Below are 13,473 nucleotides of genomic sequence, written 5' to 3' on the forward strand. Positions count from 1 at the left end.
CGGTTCAATAAAAGCTACATATACCGAATACCCTCAACCAACCCCCGACAAACACCCGCCAGAAAATCCAAATCCAAAGTCTCAATCTTATCGCTTTCTCGATGATAATGCGGATTCCGCATATTAGCAGTATCAGTCACCATAATCGCCGGATAACCGTTATCCCAAAAAGGAACATGATCGCTGCGCCGAGTATCCGGCACAATTAAACCTCGATTCGGCACTGGTAGCCACTCGCAGGGCTGACCAGATTTGCGAATTTTGCCACTCAAATTAATCAAATCGGGAACCGTCCGCAAATTGCCAATTAAAGCAATAAAATTGCCGCAATTTGGATAAAAATATTTCAAGCCAGCGGGATAGCTTTGAGAATTAGGATTATGGTTGCAGTAACCCAACATCTCCAAAGAAATCATCAACCGGATTGACTTTTGTTGTTGCTTGTATTTAGCTGCATGATGACTGCTTCCCAAACAACCGTATTCTTCCATATCGAAAGCGACTAATTGCACTGGATATTTGAGCGGCCCAGATGCGATATCCCTTGCGAGTTCCAGCAAAACAGCAACACCAGTAGCATTATCATCGGCCCCAGGCGATCCGGGTACAGTATCGTAATGAGCTCCTATAATAATCGGCAAATTTTCTTGCTTCCCCCCCTTAGCAAGGGGGGGACTGAGGGGGGGTAAATTCAAGATAAAATTGTGATGAATTCGGCCGCGCACGGAAAAATCGTCAATTTCTACAGTTCCCCACTGTGCAAACTGTTCGCAGATGTATTGCTGGGCATAAAAATGCCCTTCGGATGCGAGGTATGGGTTGCGATCGCGTACAATTTGAATCAGATGGCTGTGCAGGCGTTCCTTGAGATTCATGCAGTCTGCTACACAATGAGTACCATCAAATTATATTCTGTTTAATCTTAAAAATTATCGGAAGACAAGCAAAATGCCCTACAGAGATTTTAGTTTAGAAAAAGTGAAGCGAACCTTTCAACTGACTACTTCAGAAACAGTCGATTTATTCGGGGATGTACCAGACTTAGAATGCAGCGCCCTCTTGACAGATATTCTCCGCTACAATGTACCTTTAGCCGTTGCCAGTAACAGCGAAAAAGCTCGCTCGGAAATGATTATATCACCAATTTTAATCGAGCTCAGAAGACAGTTAAAGGAAGGAATTAACTTGTTTTCGGGAATAGAGTTTGACGTGGACAGTGAAAGGGAATTAAATGGGATTTGCGATTTTATTATCAGCAATTCACCAGAAATACTATTTGTCAGCGCTCCCGTAATTCCCCTCGTGGAAGCTAAAAAAGAAAATATCACTGCTGGCTTGGGACAATGCGTAGCGGAAATGTTAGCAGCTAGGATATTTAACGAACGTACAGGCAATGAAGTTTCAACAATTTACGGCGCGGTGACTACTGGGAGTATTTGGAAATTTATGAAATTAGAAGGAAGTGTAATTAGTATCGATCTGACTGAATTTTACCTCAAAGATGTGAATAAAATTTTGGGGATTTTAGCAAGGGGGGCTGTCTTGCAACCAATTGACGTTTGAGTGCGATCGATAGTAAAATTAACTTATTTCCCAAGAGTTCCAGAACCTCAATGAATGTGCTCTGCGGTCTTCCTAATTTTTTTTAATATGATTAGTTTTGGATTGATTACAGAGTGACTTAGTGACCAGATTGTTATTGAGAAGATTTTCCCTGGATATTTCAATAGTCCAGATGTTGAAGAGGATTGGTAATGAAGCAAGTTATTATGTCATATAATAGAAACATAGTTATCGGAGATTACCATGCAAGCATACAAACTTAGAGGTAAAATCGATGCAACTGGCAACTTGGTAGTTGTGGAACCCGTGAATATGCCACCCGGAGATGTCGAAATCATCGTCTTGCAGCTACCTGATACTGTTGTCAGTTCTCCCGATCCACTAATTCATGCGGAGGAAGCTAAGCCTAAAAGAAAAGTGACAACTAAAATCAAGGCTTTGCAAGCCTGGTTTGAAAATACTCAACCTGTCTCACCTGACTTCGATGCAGACCAAGCTAGATGGGAAGCTTTAAAGGAGAAATACAATCTGTGAAAATCTTGCTAGATACCAACATCATTTTAGATATCGCCCTTGCAAGACAGCCATTTTTTGGCGAAAGCGAACAAGTTTTGTCTTTAGTTGAACAAGGAGAGGTAGAAGGCTATATTTCAGCATCTACTTTTAGTGACCTTTACTACATTATCCGTAAAGCTAAAGGTAGAGGTTCAACGCTTGAGTTTTTGCGGCTGCTAGCCACATTTTGTCAAGTCGCAACAGTAGATAACTCTGTTATTTCAATGGCATTAACTTGCAACTTCAAGGATTTTGAAGATGCGATTCAGTACAGCACTGCTGTCATCAATCGAATTGATGCCATTGTCACCCGCAACCCGCGAGATTTTCCGGTTACTACTCCTAGGATTGTAACTCCAAATCAGTTAATTCAAGAATTAACCAATTCTCCCTAAATTTCTCAAAGCGCTAAACTTCTGATTCCAATTCGCTAACCTGCAACTGCACAGGTAATTCTACAGAATTCAACTCAGACGACTCTAACAATCCTGTTGCTTCAACTTCTGCACTCGCTTCACTGTGCCGCATTTTCTTCAATTTCTCACCCAAAGTATCCCGCTGATTAATCAAATAAATACTCACCAAAGTCAGCCCAACTCCCATCGATTGCAGCGGATTGAGCACTTCGCCCAAAAACAAATTGCCGAACAGCAAAGCAAATACAGGCGTAAGAAAGGTAAGAGAACTTAAACTTGTCAGACTGCCACTCGAAGCAAAATAAAAGAACAAACCGTAGGCGATCGCACTTCCGAATACAGTAGAATAACCTAACGCCATCCAGCCGGAAAAATCGATATTCACAAACTGTTCAGACTCAGTTGCAGCCGAAATTGCCAACAGCGGCAAACCGCCCAAAATCATGTGCCAACCAGTCGCCACCACCGGGTCAACATAACGGCAAACCCAGCGCACCAAAACCGTACCCACAGCCATCGACAAAGCAGCCAACAGCATCAACCATTCTCCACCCTGAAACAACTGTTCGATACCCGCAGAAACCTCCCTGTTTTCAGGATGAAAAAGCCCCACAATCCAGCCATCGGGCAACCCAATTAAACTGATGCCCGCAACGCCAATCACTAATCCCAACCAGCCCCAAAAACCAATTTTTTCTTGAAACAGCCACAAACACAAAATCGCCACTGCTAGCGGTTGAGAATCAATCATCACCGAACCCAAACCCGCACCGGTTCTCGCCAAACCTTCAGCTAAAAAGCCTTGAAACAAAGTGGCGTCAACCAAAGCAAACAGCGAAATCCACAGCCAAGCTTTCGGGCCCTGCGGCTGCGGTTTTCCCATGAATGCCGCCGCCAGCAGCACCAACACGCCCGCAGGTACTAAACGCACGAATGCCACAAACAGCGGCGTTGTATGCGGCATCACCCCCTTCATCGCTACCATCGCGGTTCCCCACAGGAAAAACGGGGCAATTAGCAACAGCGGGGCAAAAGGCAGTTTTGAATCGGTAAGTTTTAGCTGCATGGCGGAGACTCCAAATAATTGATGAGATTGATTCTCGTGGGGATGATGTAGTTTTGTTAAGCAATTTTTACAATTATATATTGGTGTTGGGTTAAGTGCGATCGCACAAACCTCGGCCAATCTGGAACAGGCAAGATGCCTGTTCCACAAAATCAAGCAATTTCTTGTGCAACAGGCATCTTGCCTGTTGCCAACAATCTGGAACAGGCAAGATGCCTGTTCCACAAAATCAAGGTGCAACAGGCATCTTGCCTGTTGCCAACACAAGCACAACATCTACCCCGATGAATAAGGCACACTAGAAGTTAGCTACAAAATTTCACCTTGCCTGTACACTGCCCATGATTTGGCCATTCAAGCCCCGCTACCGCAAACAAATCGCCCGTATCGAAATCACCGGAGCCATTGCCGGAGAAACCCGCAAACGAGTCCTAGAAGCTCTCAAAACCGTTGAAGAACGCAAATTTCCCGCCTTGCTGCTGCGGATAGACAGCCCCGGCGGCACAGTCGGCGATTCCCAGGAAATTTACAGCGCGCTCAAGCGTTTGCGCGAAAAAGTCAAAATTGTTGCCAGTTTCGGCAATATTTCAGCTTCTGGCGGAGTTTACATCGGCATGGGAGCCTCGCATATCGTTGCCAATCCCGGTACAATTACCGGCAGCATTGGCGTGATTATCCGGGGTAACAATTTAGAACGGCTGTTAGAAAAAGTAGGCGTTTCTTTTCAGGTGATTAAATCGGGGCCGTATAAAGATATCTTGGCATTCGATCGCGAATTGACAGATCCGGAACAGCAAATTCTGCAAGACTTGATCGACACCAGCTACCAGCAATTCGTGGAAACCGTTGCTGAAGCCCGGAAATTGCCTGTTGAGAAAGTGAAAAGTTTTGCCGACGGTCGGGTTTTTACCGGCCAGCAAGCCTTAGAATTGGGTTTGGTCGATCGACTGGGAACAGAAGAGGACGCTCGCCGCCTTGCCGCCGAACTCGCAGGCCTCGACCCGGAAAAAACCGAGTCTTGCACGCTAGAAAAACAAAAACCTTTCCTAAATCGCGTCTTGGGGAGTAGTCTGGATATATCTGGGCTTTGGGCTTACAAGAATTTGCTGGAATTCGAGCTTTCTACTAGCGGTTTGCCGCTGTGGATGTATCGCCCGTGATTAAATAAATTAGTCATTGGTCAGGAGTCAGTAGTGATTAGTTACTCTCTGGATGATTGGGCGATTGAAATCAGTTGACCTCAAACTCAAATGTGGCGCTTCGCCCGTCCTAAGCGCTTCGCCTACGAGTTTGAGGTCAAACTAGACAAACGAAGTCCACTCAAGCGAAGACTAAGAAATAAAGTGGGTATTTAAGCCTAATTTAGTATGACTAATGACTAATGACTAATGACTAATAACAAAAAAATGGAGGAAATTTGCGTGGAGTGGCAAGTGCGGGGGATTCGTGGGGCAACTACTGCTAGCGAGAATTCGGTGGCAGCAATTCGAGAAGCGGTGAGAGAATTATTAGATGAATTAGAAGCAAAAAATGATATAAATCCAGATTTAATTATTAGTGCTACGTTTTCTGCTACTCGCGATTTAGATGCTGTGTTTCCGGCTGCTATCGCCCGCGAACGTCCTCACTGGTGTAATGTTCCTTTGTTGGACGTGCAGCAAATGCACGTTGAGGGAGCTTTGGAACGCTGCATTCGGTTTTTAATTCACGTTAACTGGCCGGCACATACTGAAATTTATCATCCTTATTTGCGGGGAGCTCAAAATTTGCGCCCCGATAGGAATTTAGCGGTGGCGGTGGCTGGCGAAAAATAATAGATTCACTTTGGGCTTGATGTAAAAGTTAACTCACCATTACAGGTGGGTTTATTTTTTACGGGACTTCATACATTACAAAAACTGCCCTGGGGATATATGGTTAAAAGCTTTTGTTATAAAAAAAAACCCGGCTTCTTAAAGAAACCGGGTTTTTTGTCAATCAGACGCTTTCTTGTGATGCAGCCTAATCCCTAAAAAAATGTCATATATAAAACTCCAAAAGTCCTTTTTCCCTTCCAATATTCCCAAACTTTGAGGAGAACCTTTCTCATCCAACAGCGGCTTGACAGCTTCGTAAGCAGGCTTGTAATTGTACCAAGGAATAGAAGGCCACAAGTGATGAATCAGATGATAATTCTGCCCCAAAATCAAGATATTTAGAATAGGACTAGGATATACTCTGGCATTTTTCCAACGATCGCGCTCGTGAAACGGACGGTGCGGCAAATAATCAAAAAACAACCCCAAGGCCAACCCCACCACCAAAGCCGGAGAAAACCAAAAATTCAGCACGTAACCTAAATGGTCGTACTGAATGGCAATATACACCACCGCTACGACAAACAAACGGCTGAGAAACCATTCCAATAATTCGTATTTCCGCCACAGTTTGCGCTTAAAAAAGAAAATCTCGTGGTAAAAAAACCTCGCAGCAATCAACCACAAAGGCCCGCCCGTAGAAACATAATGGTCTGGATCGTTATCTGGGTCATTAACGTGGGCGTGATGCTGCATATGTACCCGCGTAAACACCGGGAAAGCAAAACCCAACATCAGCGCGCTACCGTGTCCCAAAATAGCATTAACTGTGCGATCGCGATGGGCTGCATTATGAGACGCATCGTGAATCACAGTTCCAGCCATGTGCAACGCCAACACGTTCAGCGTAAAACAGCACCACTGCGGCCATCCCCAACACCAGAAACCCAAGTTAGAAATCACGATAATCACTACTGCACTCAAAAACAGCAGCAGTGTCGGATTGAAGTCACCGGGAGGACTCAGAAACTCTTTCGGCACTGTCAGCGGCCGTCCTGCCTCCGACATCTTTGTTAAGACTCCTTAATATTTCACTCTTGCGTAGTATAAGATACAAGCCGGACAATAGTAAAGTTTTATGAAAGAACCTTCGTCCGATCGCCAGAAACTAGCCTTTGCACAAACAGGAAAGTATTGCTGTTGTGCAGGGATACCAGTGCTAGATCGGCCAAAAGAGCTCAGCAGACCAAATAAAATAAATGGGTATGTCTGTATTTATGTCAAGCCTGAGAGCGGAAAAATTTGCAAAAAAGATCGCTCCCCAAGAAAAAATTACCGATGGGTAAAAAGTCAGATATTCTATATATTGTTCAATACCTGCTTTTTTGACGACTATCAAAATTTTTAAGACTTAAGACTAGCGTCATTGCTTGTAGTGCAAAGATGAAACGTTAGCCGAAATTTAAACAAGAAATCCACCTGCCTCCCCAGAACACCGCTGATGCAATTGCCAAAAGCCCTACGCCGGACTAAAATCGTCGCCACCATTGGCCCCGCAACTTCGGACCCACAAGTGCTGCGCCAGCTCATAGAAGCCGGTGCCACAACTTTGCGACTCAACTTTTCCCACGGAACAGAAGAAGACCACCAGCGCAGCATTCGCTTAATCCGGCAAACATCCTTTGAACTCAACCAGCCGGTTGCCATCCTCCAAGACCTCCAAGGCCCGAAAATTCGTTTAGGGCGCTTTGAAACAGGTTCTATAGTTGTCAAAAACGGCGATCCTTTCATTCTCACCAGCCGCCCGGTTCCCGGCACAGAACTCATTTCTTCCGTCACCTACGAACCCCTAGCAGAGGAAGTTCCAGAGGGAGCGATGATTCTGCTAGACGACGGGAAAGTGGAAATGCTCGTCGAAAAAGTAGACCGCGCGGCGCAGGAATTGTACTGCCGCGTCGTCGTCGGCGGGCCGCTTTCCAACAACAAAGGGGTGAATTTTCCGGGAGTTTACCTCTCAATTAAAGCGCTGACTGATAAAGACCGCAAAGATTTAATGTTCGGCCTCGACCAAGGTGTCGATTGGGTGGCCCTGAGCTTTGTGCGGAATCCCCAAGATGTGCTCGAAATTAAAGAGCTGATTGCCAGTGCGGGCAAGCAAGTACCGGTGATTGCTAAGATCGAAAAGCACGAGGCGATCGAACAAATGGAGGAAATTCTCACCCTTTGCAACGGCGTGATGGTCGCCCGCGGCGATTTGGGAGTGGAACTACCCGCCGAAGACGTGCCGATTTTGCAAAAGCGGCTGATTGCTACCTCCAACCGGCTGGGTATTCCGGTAATTACCGCTACCCAGATGCTCGACAGCATGGTCAACAATCCCCGTCCCACCCGCGCCGAGATTTCCGACGTGGCCAACGCGATTCTTGACGGAACTGATGCAGTGATGCTCTCGAATGAAACTGCTGTCGGCAAGTTCCCCGTCGAAGCGGTGGCGACGATGGCGAGAATTGCGGTGCGGATGGAGAGGGAAGGAATTAAGCGGAATATTAGGAATGTAGAAGATATCGGTCGATCGATCCCCAACGGCATCAGTCAAGCAGTCAGCCAAATCTCCGAACAATTGAACGCCGCGGCCATCATGACGCTGACCAAAACCGGCGCCACAGCCCGAAATGTCTCGAAATTCCGACCCAAAACTCCGATTTTGGCAGTTACTCCTCACGTAGACGTAGCCCGACAACTGCAATTAGTATGGGGAGTAAAACCCTTGCTGGTGCTGGATTTGCCCTCCACCGGCCAGACATTTCACTCTGCCATGACAGTCGCCCAGGAAAAAGAGTTAGTCTCCGACGGAGATTTAGTGGTAATGACCGCCGGTACTCTGCAAGGGGTTGCCGGATCGACGGATTTGATCAAAGTTGAAGTAGTGACAGCAGTTTTAGGCAAAGGCACCGGTGTCGGTTTGGGATCGGTGAGTGGGATGGCCAGGGTTGCTCGCACTGCTGCGGATGTAGGCAATTTCCACGCAGGAGAAATTTTGGTAGTGGAACACACCAGCGTCGCTTTTGTGGAGATGATTCGGAAAGCCGCAGGTGTGGTGACGGAGGAGGACAGTTTGACTTCTCACGCCGCGATTATCGGTTTGCGCTTGGGCGTGCCGGTGATGGTGGGCGTGAAGAATGCCACGCGGGTAATTCGGGACGGAACTATGCTGACACTGGATATGCAGCGGGGTTTAGTTTATTCCGGGGCCAGAGGCGGCTCAACTGACACGGAAGTGACCGTTTAACTGTTGGTGAGCTAGGAGTTGTGGAATTTTGAATTAAATTCTACAACTCCTTGCTTTTTTCGCTATAGTTGTGCTATAATTCAAAATTGTCTGTGCCGATGTAGCTCAGGGGTAGAGTATTCGATTCGTAATCGAACGGTCGTGGGTTCAAATCCCACCATCGGCTTTGGGGTTTGTCGAGTGTCAAATTATTTGTCTGCGTTGACAGATTGTTGTACTTATTGACAAATTAATACGATCGCTCAGCTTGGGCTGAGGGGAAGTTTGTTGTGCCGGTGTGGTTAGATCTGATTAATGGGCGATCGCGTGAGAGAGTAAAGGGGTAGGGTGCGATTAGAGTCATTAATACTTGCTGGAAAATTTTAGAAATTATCCCAAATTAAGAATTTAAAATGGATGAATTGTTAAATGTCTACTGAAAATAATAGAACATACCTTGAACAAGCTATTGAAGATGGACACGCTGAATTTACAAGTGAAGGAAAAAACGAGCGTATCCGCTATATTGCTGCTAATCACTCTGAGCGTTGGTCTGACCCAGAGGAGAAAATTCGGGCAGAGTTTTGGGCAGAACTGATTTATAAGTACGAATACGACCCAAAACGGATTAAGTTTGAGGTCAAAGTACCAAGACGTACTCCAAATGACTTTGCTGATTTAGTCATCTACAACGATGATGAAGGCAAAGATCCTTATTTTGTTTTTGAGCTCAAACGTTCAGATATCAGTGATGCAGAATTTACGCAAGCTATTGAACAAGCTTGTGGTAATCGTGCCAATCTTGATGCTCCCTTTTGCGGTTCTATTGCTGGCTTAACTCGTCGTCTCCTACGTTTTGATGATCGGAAAAAATCTCCACCAGGGGAACGCGATCGCAACCACCTCACAGATATTCCGATTCGTTACGGTAAGCCTCCTGAATGGCGTTTCTACAAAAATAAAACTGGTCAAGACCTTTCCGCAGTTCCCCGTGAAGAACTTCGTTCGGCAATTCGCAAATGTCATCAAACCCTCTGGGAAGGAGGTCGCCGTAGTCCTATTGCTGCTTTTGGTGAGTTTTGTAAGATTGTTTTTGTTAAATATCGAGACGAGAAGAATCAAGATCGTTTAGATGGAGAACCATATGCTTTTCAGCGTCGCACAGAAGAAAGCAGCGATCAACTTGCCAACCGTATTCTCAAACTCTATGCTACTGAGCAGGAACGCGAACCAGGGGTATTCACCGATCCAATTAATGTAGATCCGCCCGTCCTTGCCCAAGTTGTTGAACATTTAGAAGCTCTTTCCCTCGATCGCACGGAACTTGATACAAAAGGCGTGGCTTTTGAAGAGTTCATGGGTGGGTTTTTTAAGGGAGACTTTGGGCAATACTTTACTCCCCGTGAATTGATTGCTTTTGCTGTAGAAATTCTCAATCCAGATCGCAAAAACTTAGTTATTGATCCTGCTTGTGGTTCTGGGGGATTTCTTCTCTATGCGCTCGATCATGTTCGCAGGGAAGCTAATCGCCGTTTTCCAAAATACAAAACTGATGCACGTGAAGGTGTAGAACATTTTAAATATTGGCACGACTTCGCACAACATAATCTATTTGGGATTGAGATTAATGAGGAATTAGCCCGCGTTGCCAAGATGAATATGATTATCCATGATGATGGTCATACTAATATTATTGGTCACGATGCTCTTGATTTTCTAAATAATCTAACTAAACTCAAATCCGAACTTGTACCCGATAAATTCGATTTAATCTTAACTAACCCGCCTTTTGGGTCGGTAGTCAAAAGCACTGAAAAAGAAAAAGGCTATCTCGATCAGTTTGAGCTACGCCGTTATTTGAATAAATCAACAACTGGTACAGAACCCGATGAGTCGGCACAAAGCGAAAGGGATGCCAAACGAGGAGCAAAAGCGGTCAAGGAACGTACTAGCATCAAAACAGAAATTCTGTTTATAGAACGGGTTCACTCCTATCTTAAACCGGGTACAGGTCAGGCGGCAATCGTGCTTCCTGATGGCATTCTGACCAATTCTTCGCTGCAAGGGGTAAGGAATTGGATGCTGTCGCATTTTCAAATTCTCGCGGTTGTTAGTCTGCCTCAATTTGCCTTTGCTCATTATGATGCGGGAGTGAAAGCAAGTATTCTTTTTCTCCGTCGCTTAAAGGATGGTGAGATAGTCCCCGATGATGCACCAATTTTCATGGCATTGGCGGAAAATATTGGTTACGATGCTACGGGACGGAAAACGTTTAATGTAACAGTTGAAAAGGAAATTGCAGGGGAAGAAAAAATAGAGCGTCAAAGTTGCGATCTTTTTGACTATCGGGTTTATTTTGAGTGGAGTACAGTTAATCCGAAGGAACAGGGGTGGAGTGAACGACACCGTGAGATTATTCCTGATACTGGATTGGTTGCTCAGTGGCGGGAGTTTAAAAGAGATCCGAACCCTTTTTTCGTCTAAGCCCTGCTGAACTCGGAAAAACACAATTTTTCGGAGTAACGCAGGGCAAATCTGCTAAAAGATTAAATGCTAACTTTCATCAGCCTATCTACCAACTTTTTGAAATCCGGTTGCAAGAAGCTGTTTTCACTTGTCGCTCACTACTTGAGATATGTTCCATAATTTCGGATGGCACTCATCACACACCCAAATACCTAGATTCAGGGAATCTAGGCGTACATTTTATTAGTGTTAAAGATGTTAAAGAATGGGATGTTTATTTTGAAAACACAAAGTTTATTAGTGAGGAGGAACATCAGGTATTAGCAAAGCGTTGTTCTCCTAAAGCTAATGATATCTTGCTGACCAAGATAGGGACTATAGGACAAGCAGCATTAGTCCCTTTAGATGCACCTATTTTTGACATTTTTGTAAGCGTTGCTCTATTGCGAGTTCGTGAAGATCGGGCGTTACCAACTTTTATTACCTACTTTCTTAATTCAGACACTGCAAGAATGCAGTTTAATCGTGTTGTAAAAGGTGTCGGAGTTCCAGACTTGCACCTTGAAGATATTGCAGAAATAAAAGTTCCTCTACCTGAAATTCCAAAACAACATGAACTTGTTGCTGCAATGGATAAAGCGCGATCGCAGCGACGACAAAAACTAGCAGAAGCTGATGCTCTCCTTTCCAGTCTTGATGAATTTATTTTAAATGCACTAGATATTAGCTTGCCATCCCTTGATAGTCGTAAAGCTTATGCTATTTGCCTATCTCAAATGCTGGGAGAGCGAGTTGATGCCTATTCAAACCAACCCTATTTTCAAAAATTGTTTACCACTATTCAGAGTTCACAGCATCATGTAACAAATCTTGGTAATGCTAATATTGCTGAACTAATTTTCTCGGGAACAACACCTCTAGCGAAAGGCGATGCTTACGTTGCTCCACCCAATGGGGTTCGCTTTGTCCGAAGTGGTGAAATTACCAAGGAAGGTGGAGTAACCCCAACCAGTGAAGTTCATATTCGAGAAGACATTCATAACGAAAAAATGAAACGATCTCAACTACAAAGAGGCGATTTACTGATTGCTATTGTCGGTGGAACTATCGGAGCCGTTGGTATCTATGATTTCAATGAACCTGCCAATATTAATCAGGCTATAGCTGCTGTTCGTATTAGCTCTAATGATGTATTAGTAGAGTATGTTTGCTGGTATCTTCGATGCAGTTTAGGTCAACGCCTTTTAGACTACTTTAAACGTCCAGTAGCAAGAGCGAATATTAACTTGACGGAGGTTGGCGAAATACCAATTATTATCCCTTCTCAAGAGATTCAAAAATATATCATTGCTGAAGTACATAGTCGCCGGGAAGAAGCTCGACGTTTACGCTCCGAAGCAGAGACAGGTTGGCAAAATGCCAAAGGATGGTTTGAAGAACAACTACTTGGAACTGCCCCACTATGAGGTTTGAATTTCTATTTTCTTACTGCCATACATCCAGCACTGAAATTCGCACAACATTAGTGGAAGTATTAACTAGAGTGCTAGAAGATAACCTCAATGAATTTAGCCTTGATGAAATTAAGCAAATGATTGTTCTTAATCAGCAACGGCTAGGGAATGAAGAAACCGATGATGCTGGCAATAATTATCAAAATATCATTCTTGGTTTTACCTTAGAACTACCAGAAGAAACGAACGAAACCCAAATCGTTTTAGATGAGTTCGCAGAAGCTTTATTAGATACGATTTCAGACTCTCATATTGTCAAATTTGAAGACTCATTACTTCACGACGATCTTGCTCGTTGGGCAGATGAAATTTTCACCCTCGAAATGAAGCTACGGCGTGTCTTAACCCTCATTTATCTTCATGCTTATCAAGATAGCGATCCTTATGAATTGCTAAAGGATGAAAAGGAGCAACCTATGGCAAAAGATAAACCTGATAGAAAGCAAATGAAAACAGCAGTAGATAATCAATTTTTTCATCTAACTTTCAGTCAATATGTCAATCTAAATACACGCCCCGATCCTAAAATCGGTGATTTATTAAAAAATATCTGCAACTCAGCTAACTATGATACCTTATACAGAGAAATAAATCGTAAGCCCATTGAAGATGAGGATGATGTTAATTTTTTAGCTGGTCTTAAAGAGCGTATGGGGGCAATTGAAAAAATGCGTAACTGTGTAGCTCACAACCGTCGCCCATCTCGTCGGGTTGTAGAAGATTACGAGAATGCTCGCCCATTGCTTAATGATTTGCTTGATAATTACCTTAATAAGTGGACATGGAGAGAATTGGGTGAGACTGAACCGTAGAATTTTTGGGAGAGCAA

The 13,473-nt window shown here is 44.3% G+C and carries 13 protein-coding genes and 1 tRNA gene; 11 read left to right on the plus strand and 3 right to left on the minus strand.

The window, feature by feature from the left end; all coding sequences use genetic code 11:
* Positions 1 to 14: 14 nt before the first annotated feature.
* Positions 15 to 875: a M20/M25/M40 family metallo-hydrolase gene (locus QUA50_RS06890; RefSeq protein WP_333262038.1), complete on the minus strand. Its 861-nt coding sequence runs from the start codon at positions 873 to 875 to the stop codon at positions 15 to 17.
* A 73-nt stretch (positions 876 to 948) separates the two neighbouring features.
* Here QUA50_RS06890 and QUA50_RS06895 point away from each other — a divergent pair, with 73 nt between their 5' ends.
* The 3 genes from QUA50_RS06895 (at position 949) to QUA50_RS06905 (ending at position 2,513) form a co-directional block, all read left to right on the plus strand.
* Positions 949 to 1,563, plus strand: a complete 615-nt coding sequence (locus tag QUA50_RS06895; RefSeq protein ID WP_333262034.1) for a hypothetical protein — start codon at positions 949 to 951, stop codon at positions 1,561 to 1,563.
* 243 nt (positions 1,564 to 1,806) lie between these two features.
* Entirely contained in the window at positions 1,807 to 2,097 is a 291-nt protein-coding gene (locus tag QUA50_RS06900; protein WP_333262031.1) for a hypothetical protein, read from the plus strand.
* Complete coding sequence (locus QUA50_RS06905) at positions 2,094 to 2,513, plus strand: PIN domain-containing protein (RefSeq protein ID WP_333262028.1); 420 nt, start codon at positions 2,094 to 2,096, stop codon at positions 2,511 to 2,513. Before QUA50_RS06900 ends, QUA50_RS06905 begins: the two co-directional genes overlap by 4 nt.
* A gap of 13 nt (positions 2,514 to 2,526) precedes the next feature.
* On the opposite strand, the gene QUA50_RS06910 is transcribed toward QUA50_RS06905, so the two are convergent.
* Complete coding sequence (locus tag QUA50_RS06910; protein WP_333262025.1) at positions 2,527 to 3,600, minus strand: DMT family transporter; 1,074 nt, start codon at positions 3,598 to 3,600, stop codon at positions 2,527 to 2,529.
* 135 nt (positions 3,601 to 3,735) lie between these two features.
* On the opposite strand from QUA50_RS06910, the gene QUA50_RS06915 reads away from it, so the two are divergent.
* The 3 genes from QUA50_RS06915 to aroH all read left to right on the plus strand — a co-directional run bounded on the left by QUA50_RS06915 (position 3,736) and on the right by aroH (position 5,414).
* On the plus strand, positions 3,736 to 3,888 hold the full coding sequence (locus QUA50_RS06915) for a hypothetical protein (RefSeq protein ID WP_333262023.1): 153 nt from the start codon (positions 3,736 to 3,738) through the stop codon (positions 3,886 to 3,888).
* A 53-nt stretch (positions 3,889 to 3,941) separates the two neighbouring features.
* Complete coding sequence (gene sppA / locus QUA50_RS06920) at positions 3,942 to 4,760, plus strand: signal peptide peptidase SppA (protein WP_333262020.1); 819 nt, start codon at positions 3,942 to 3,944, stop codon at positions 4,758 to 4,760.
* A 228-nt stretch (positions 4,761 to 4,988) separates the two neighbouring features.
* On the plus strand, positions 4,989 to 5,414 hold the full coding sequence (gene aroH / locus QUA50_RS06925; protein WP_333262018.1) for a chorismate mutase: 426 nt from the start codon (positions 4,989 to 4,991) through the stop codon (positions 5,412 to 5,414).
* Between the two features lie 159 nt (positions 5,415 to 5,573).
* Here aroH and crtR read toward each other — a convergent pair whose 3' ends face one another.
* Positions 5,574 to 6,464 (minus strand): beta-carotene hydroxylase, encoded by an 891-nt coding sequence (gene crtR / locus QUA50_RS06930; protein ID WP_333262015.1) that lies wholly within the window; start codon positions 6,462 to 6,464, stop codon positions 5,574 to 5,576.
* Between the two features lie 433 nt (positions 6,465 to 6,897).
* On the opposite strand from crtR, the gene pyk reads away from it, so the two are divergent.
* From pyk to QUA50_RS06955, 5 genes are all read left to right on the plus strand, one after another.
* Positions 6,898 to 8,685 carry a pyruvate kinase gene (gene pyk / locus QUA50_RS06935; protein ID WP_333262012.1) on the plus strand — a complete coding sequence of 596 codons (1,788 nt, stop codon included), beginning with the start codon at positions 6,898 to 6,900 and terminating at the stop codon, positions 8,683 to 8,685.
* A gap of 94 nt (positions 8,686 to 8,779) precedes the next feature.
* Positions 8,780 to 8,851, plus strand: a tRNA-Thr gene (locus QUA50_RS06940).
* Positions 8,852 to 9,093: 242 nt separating this feature from the next.
* Entirely contained in the window at positions 9,094 to 11,148 is a 2,055-nt protein-coding gene (locus tag QUA50_RS06945; RefSeq protein ID WP_333262009.1) for an N-6 DNA methylase, read from the plus strand.
* A gap of 110 nt (positions 11,149 to 11,258) precedes the next feature.
* Entirely contained in the window at positions 11,259 to 12,596 is a 1,338-nt protein-coding gene (locus QUA50_RS06950; RefSeq protein ID WP_333262006.1) for a restriction endonuclease subunit S, read from the plus strand.
* Positions 12,597 to 12,655: 59 nt separating this feature from the next.
* On the plus strand, positions 12,656 to 13,456 hold the full coding sequence (locus QUA50_RS06955) for a hypothetical protein (RefSeq protein WP_333262003.1): 801 nt from the start codon (positions 12,656 to 12,658) through the stop codon (positions 13,454 to 13,456).
* Positions 13,457 to 13,473 lie beyond the last annotated feature (17 nt).

The organism is Microcoleus sp. M2_D5, assembly GCF_036701935.1.
Taxonomy (GTDB): Bacteria; Cyanobacteriota; Cyanobacteriia; order Cyanobacteriales; family Microcoleaceae; genus Microcoleus.

Excerpts from the sequence above, each read along its gene's own strand:
- sppA (WP_333262020.1), top strand. The coding sequence starts at position 3,942 with ATGATTTGGCCATTCAAGCCCCGCTACCGCAAACAAATCGCCCGTATC.
- QUA50_RS06910 (WP_333262025.1), bottom strand. The coding sequence starts at position 3,600 with ATGCAGCTAAAACTTACCGATTCAAAACTGCCTTTTGCCCCGCTGTTG.
- QUA50_RS06900 (WP_333262031.1), top strand. The coding sequence starts at position 1,807 with ATGCAAGCATACAAACTTAGAGGTAAAATCGATGCAACTGGCAACTTG.
- crtR (WP_333262015.1), bottom strand. The coding sequence starts at position 6,464 with ATGTCGGAGGCAGGACGGCCGCTGACAGTGCCGAAAGAGTTTCTGAGT.
- QUA50_RS06895 (WP_333262034.1), top strand. The coding sequence starts at position 949 with ATGCCCTACAGAGATTTTAGTTTAGAAAAAGTGAAGCGAACCTTTCAA.
- QUA50_RS06890 (WP_333262038.1), bottom strand. The coding sequence starts at position 875 with ATGAATCTCAAGGAACGCCTGCACAGCCATCTGATTCAAATTGTACGC.
- aroH (WP_333262018.1), top strand. The coding sequence starts at position 4,989 with ATGACTAATAACAAAAAAATGGAGGAAATTTGCGTGGAGTGGCAAGTG.
- QUA50_RS06915 (WP_333262023.1), top strand. The coding sequence starts at position 3,736 with ATGCCTGTTCCACAAAATCAAGCAATTTCTTGTGCAACAGGCATCTTG.
- pyk (WP_333262012.1), top strand. The coding sequence starts at position 6,898 with ATGCAATTGCCAAAAGCCCTACGCCGGACTAAAATCGTCGCCACCATT.
- QUA50_RS06945 (WP_333262009.1), top strand. The coding sequence starts at position 9,094 with ATGTCTACTGAAAATAATAGAACATACCTTGAACAAGCTATTGAAGAT.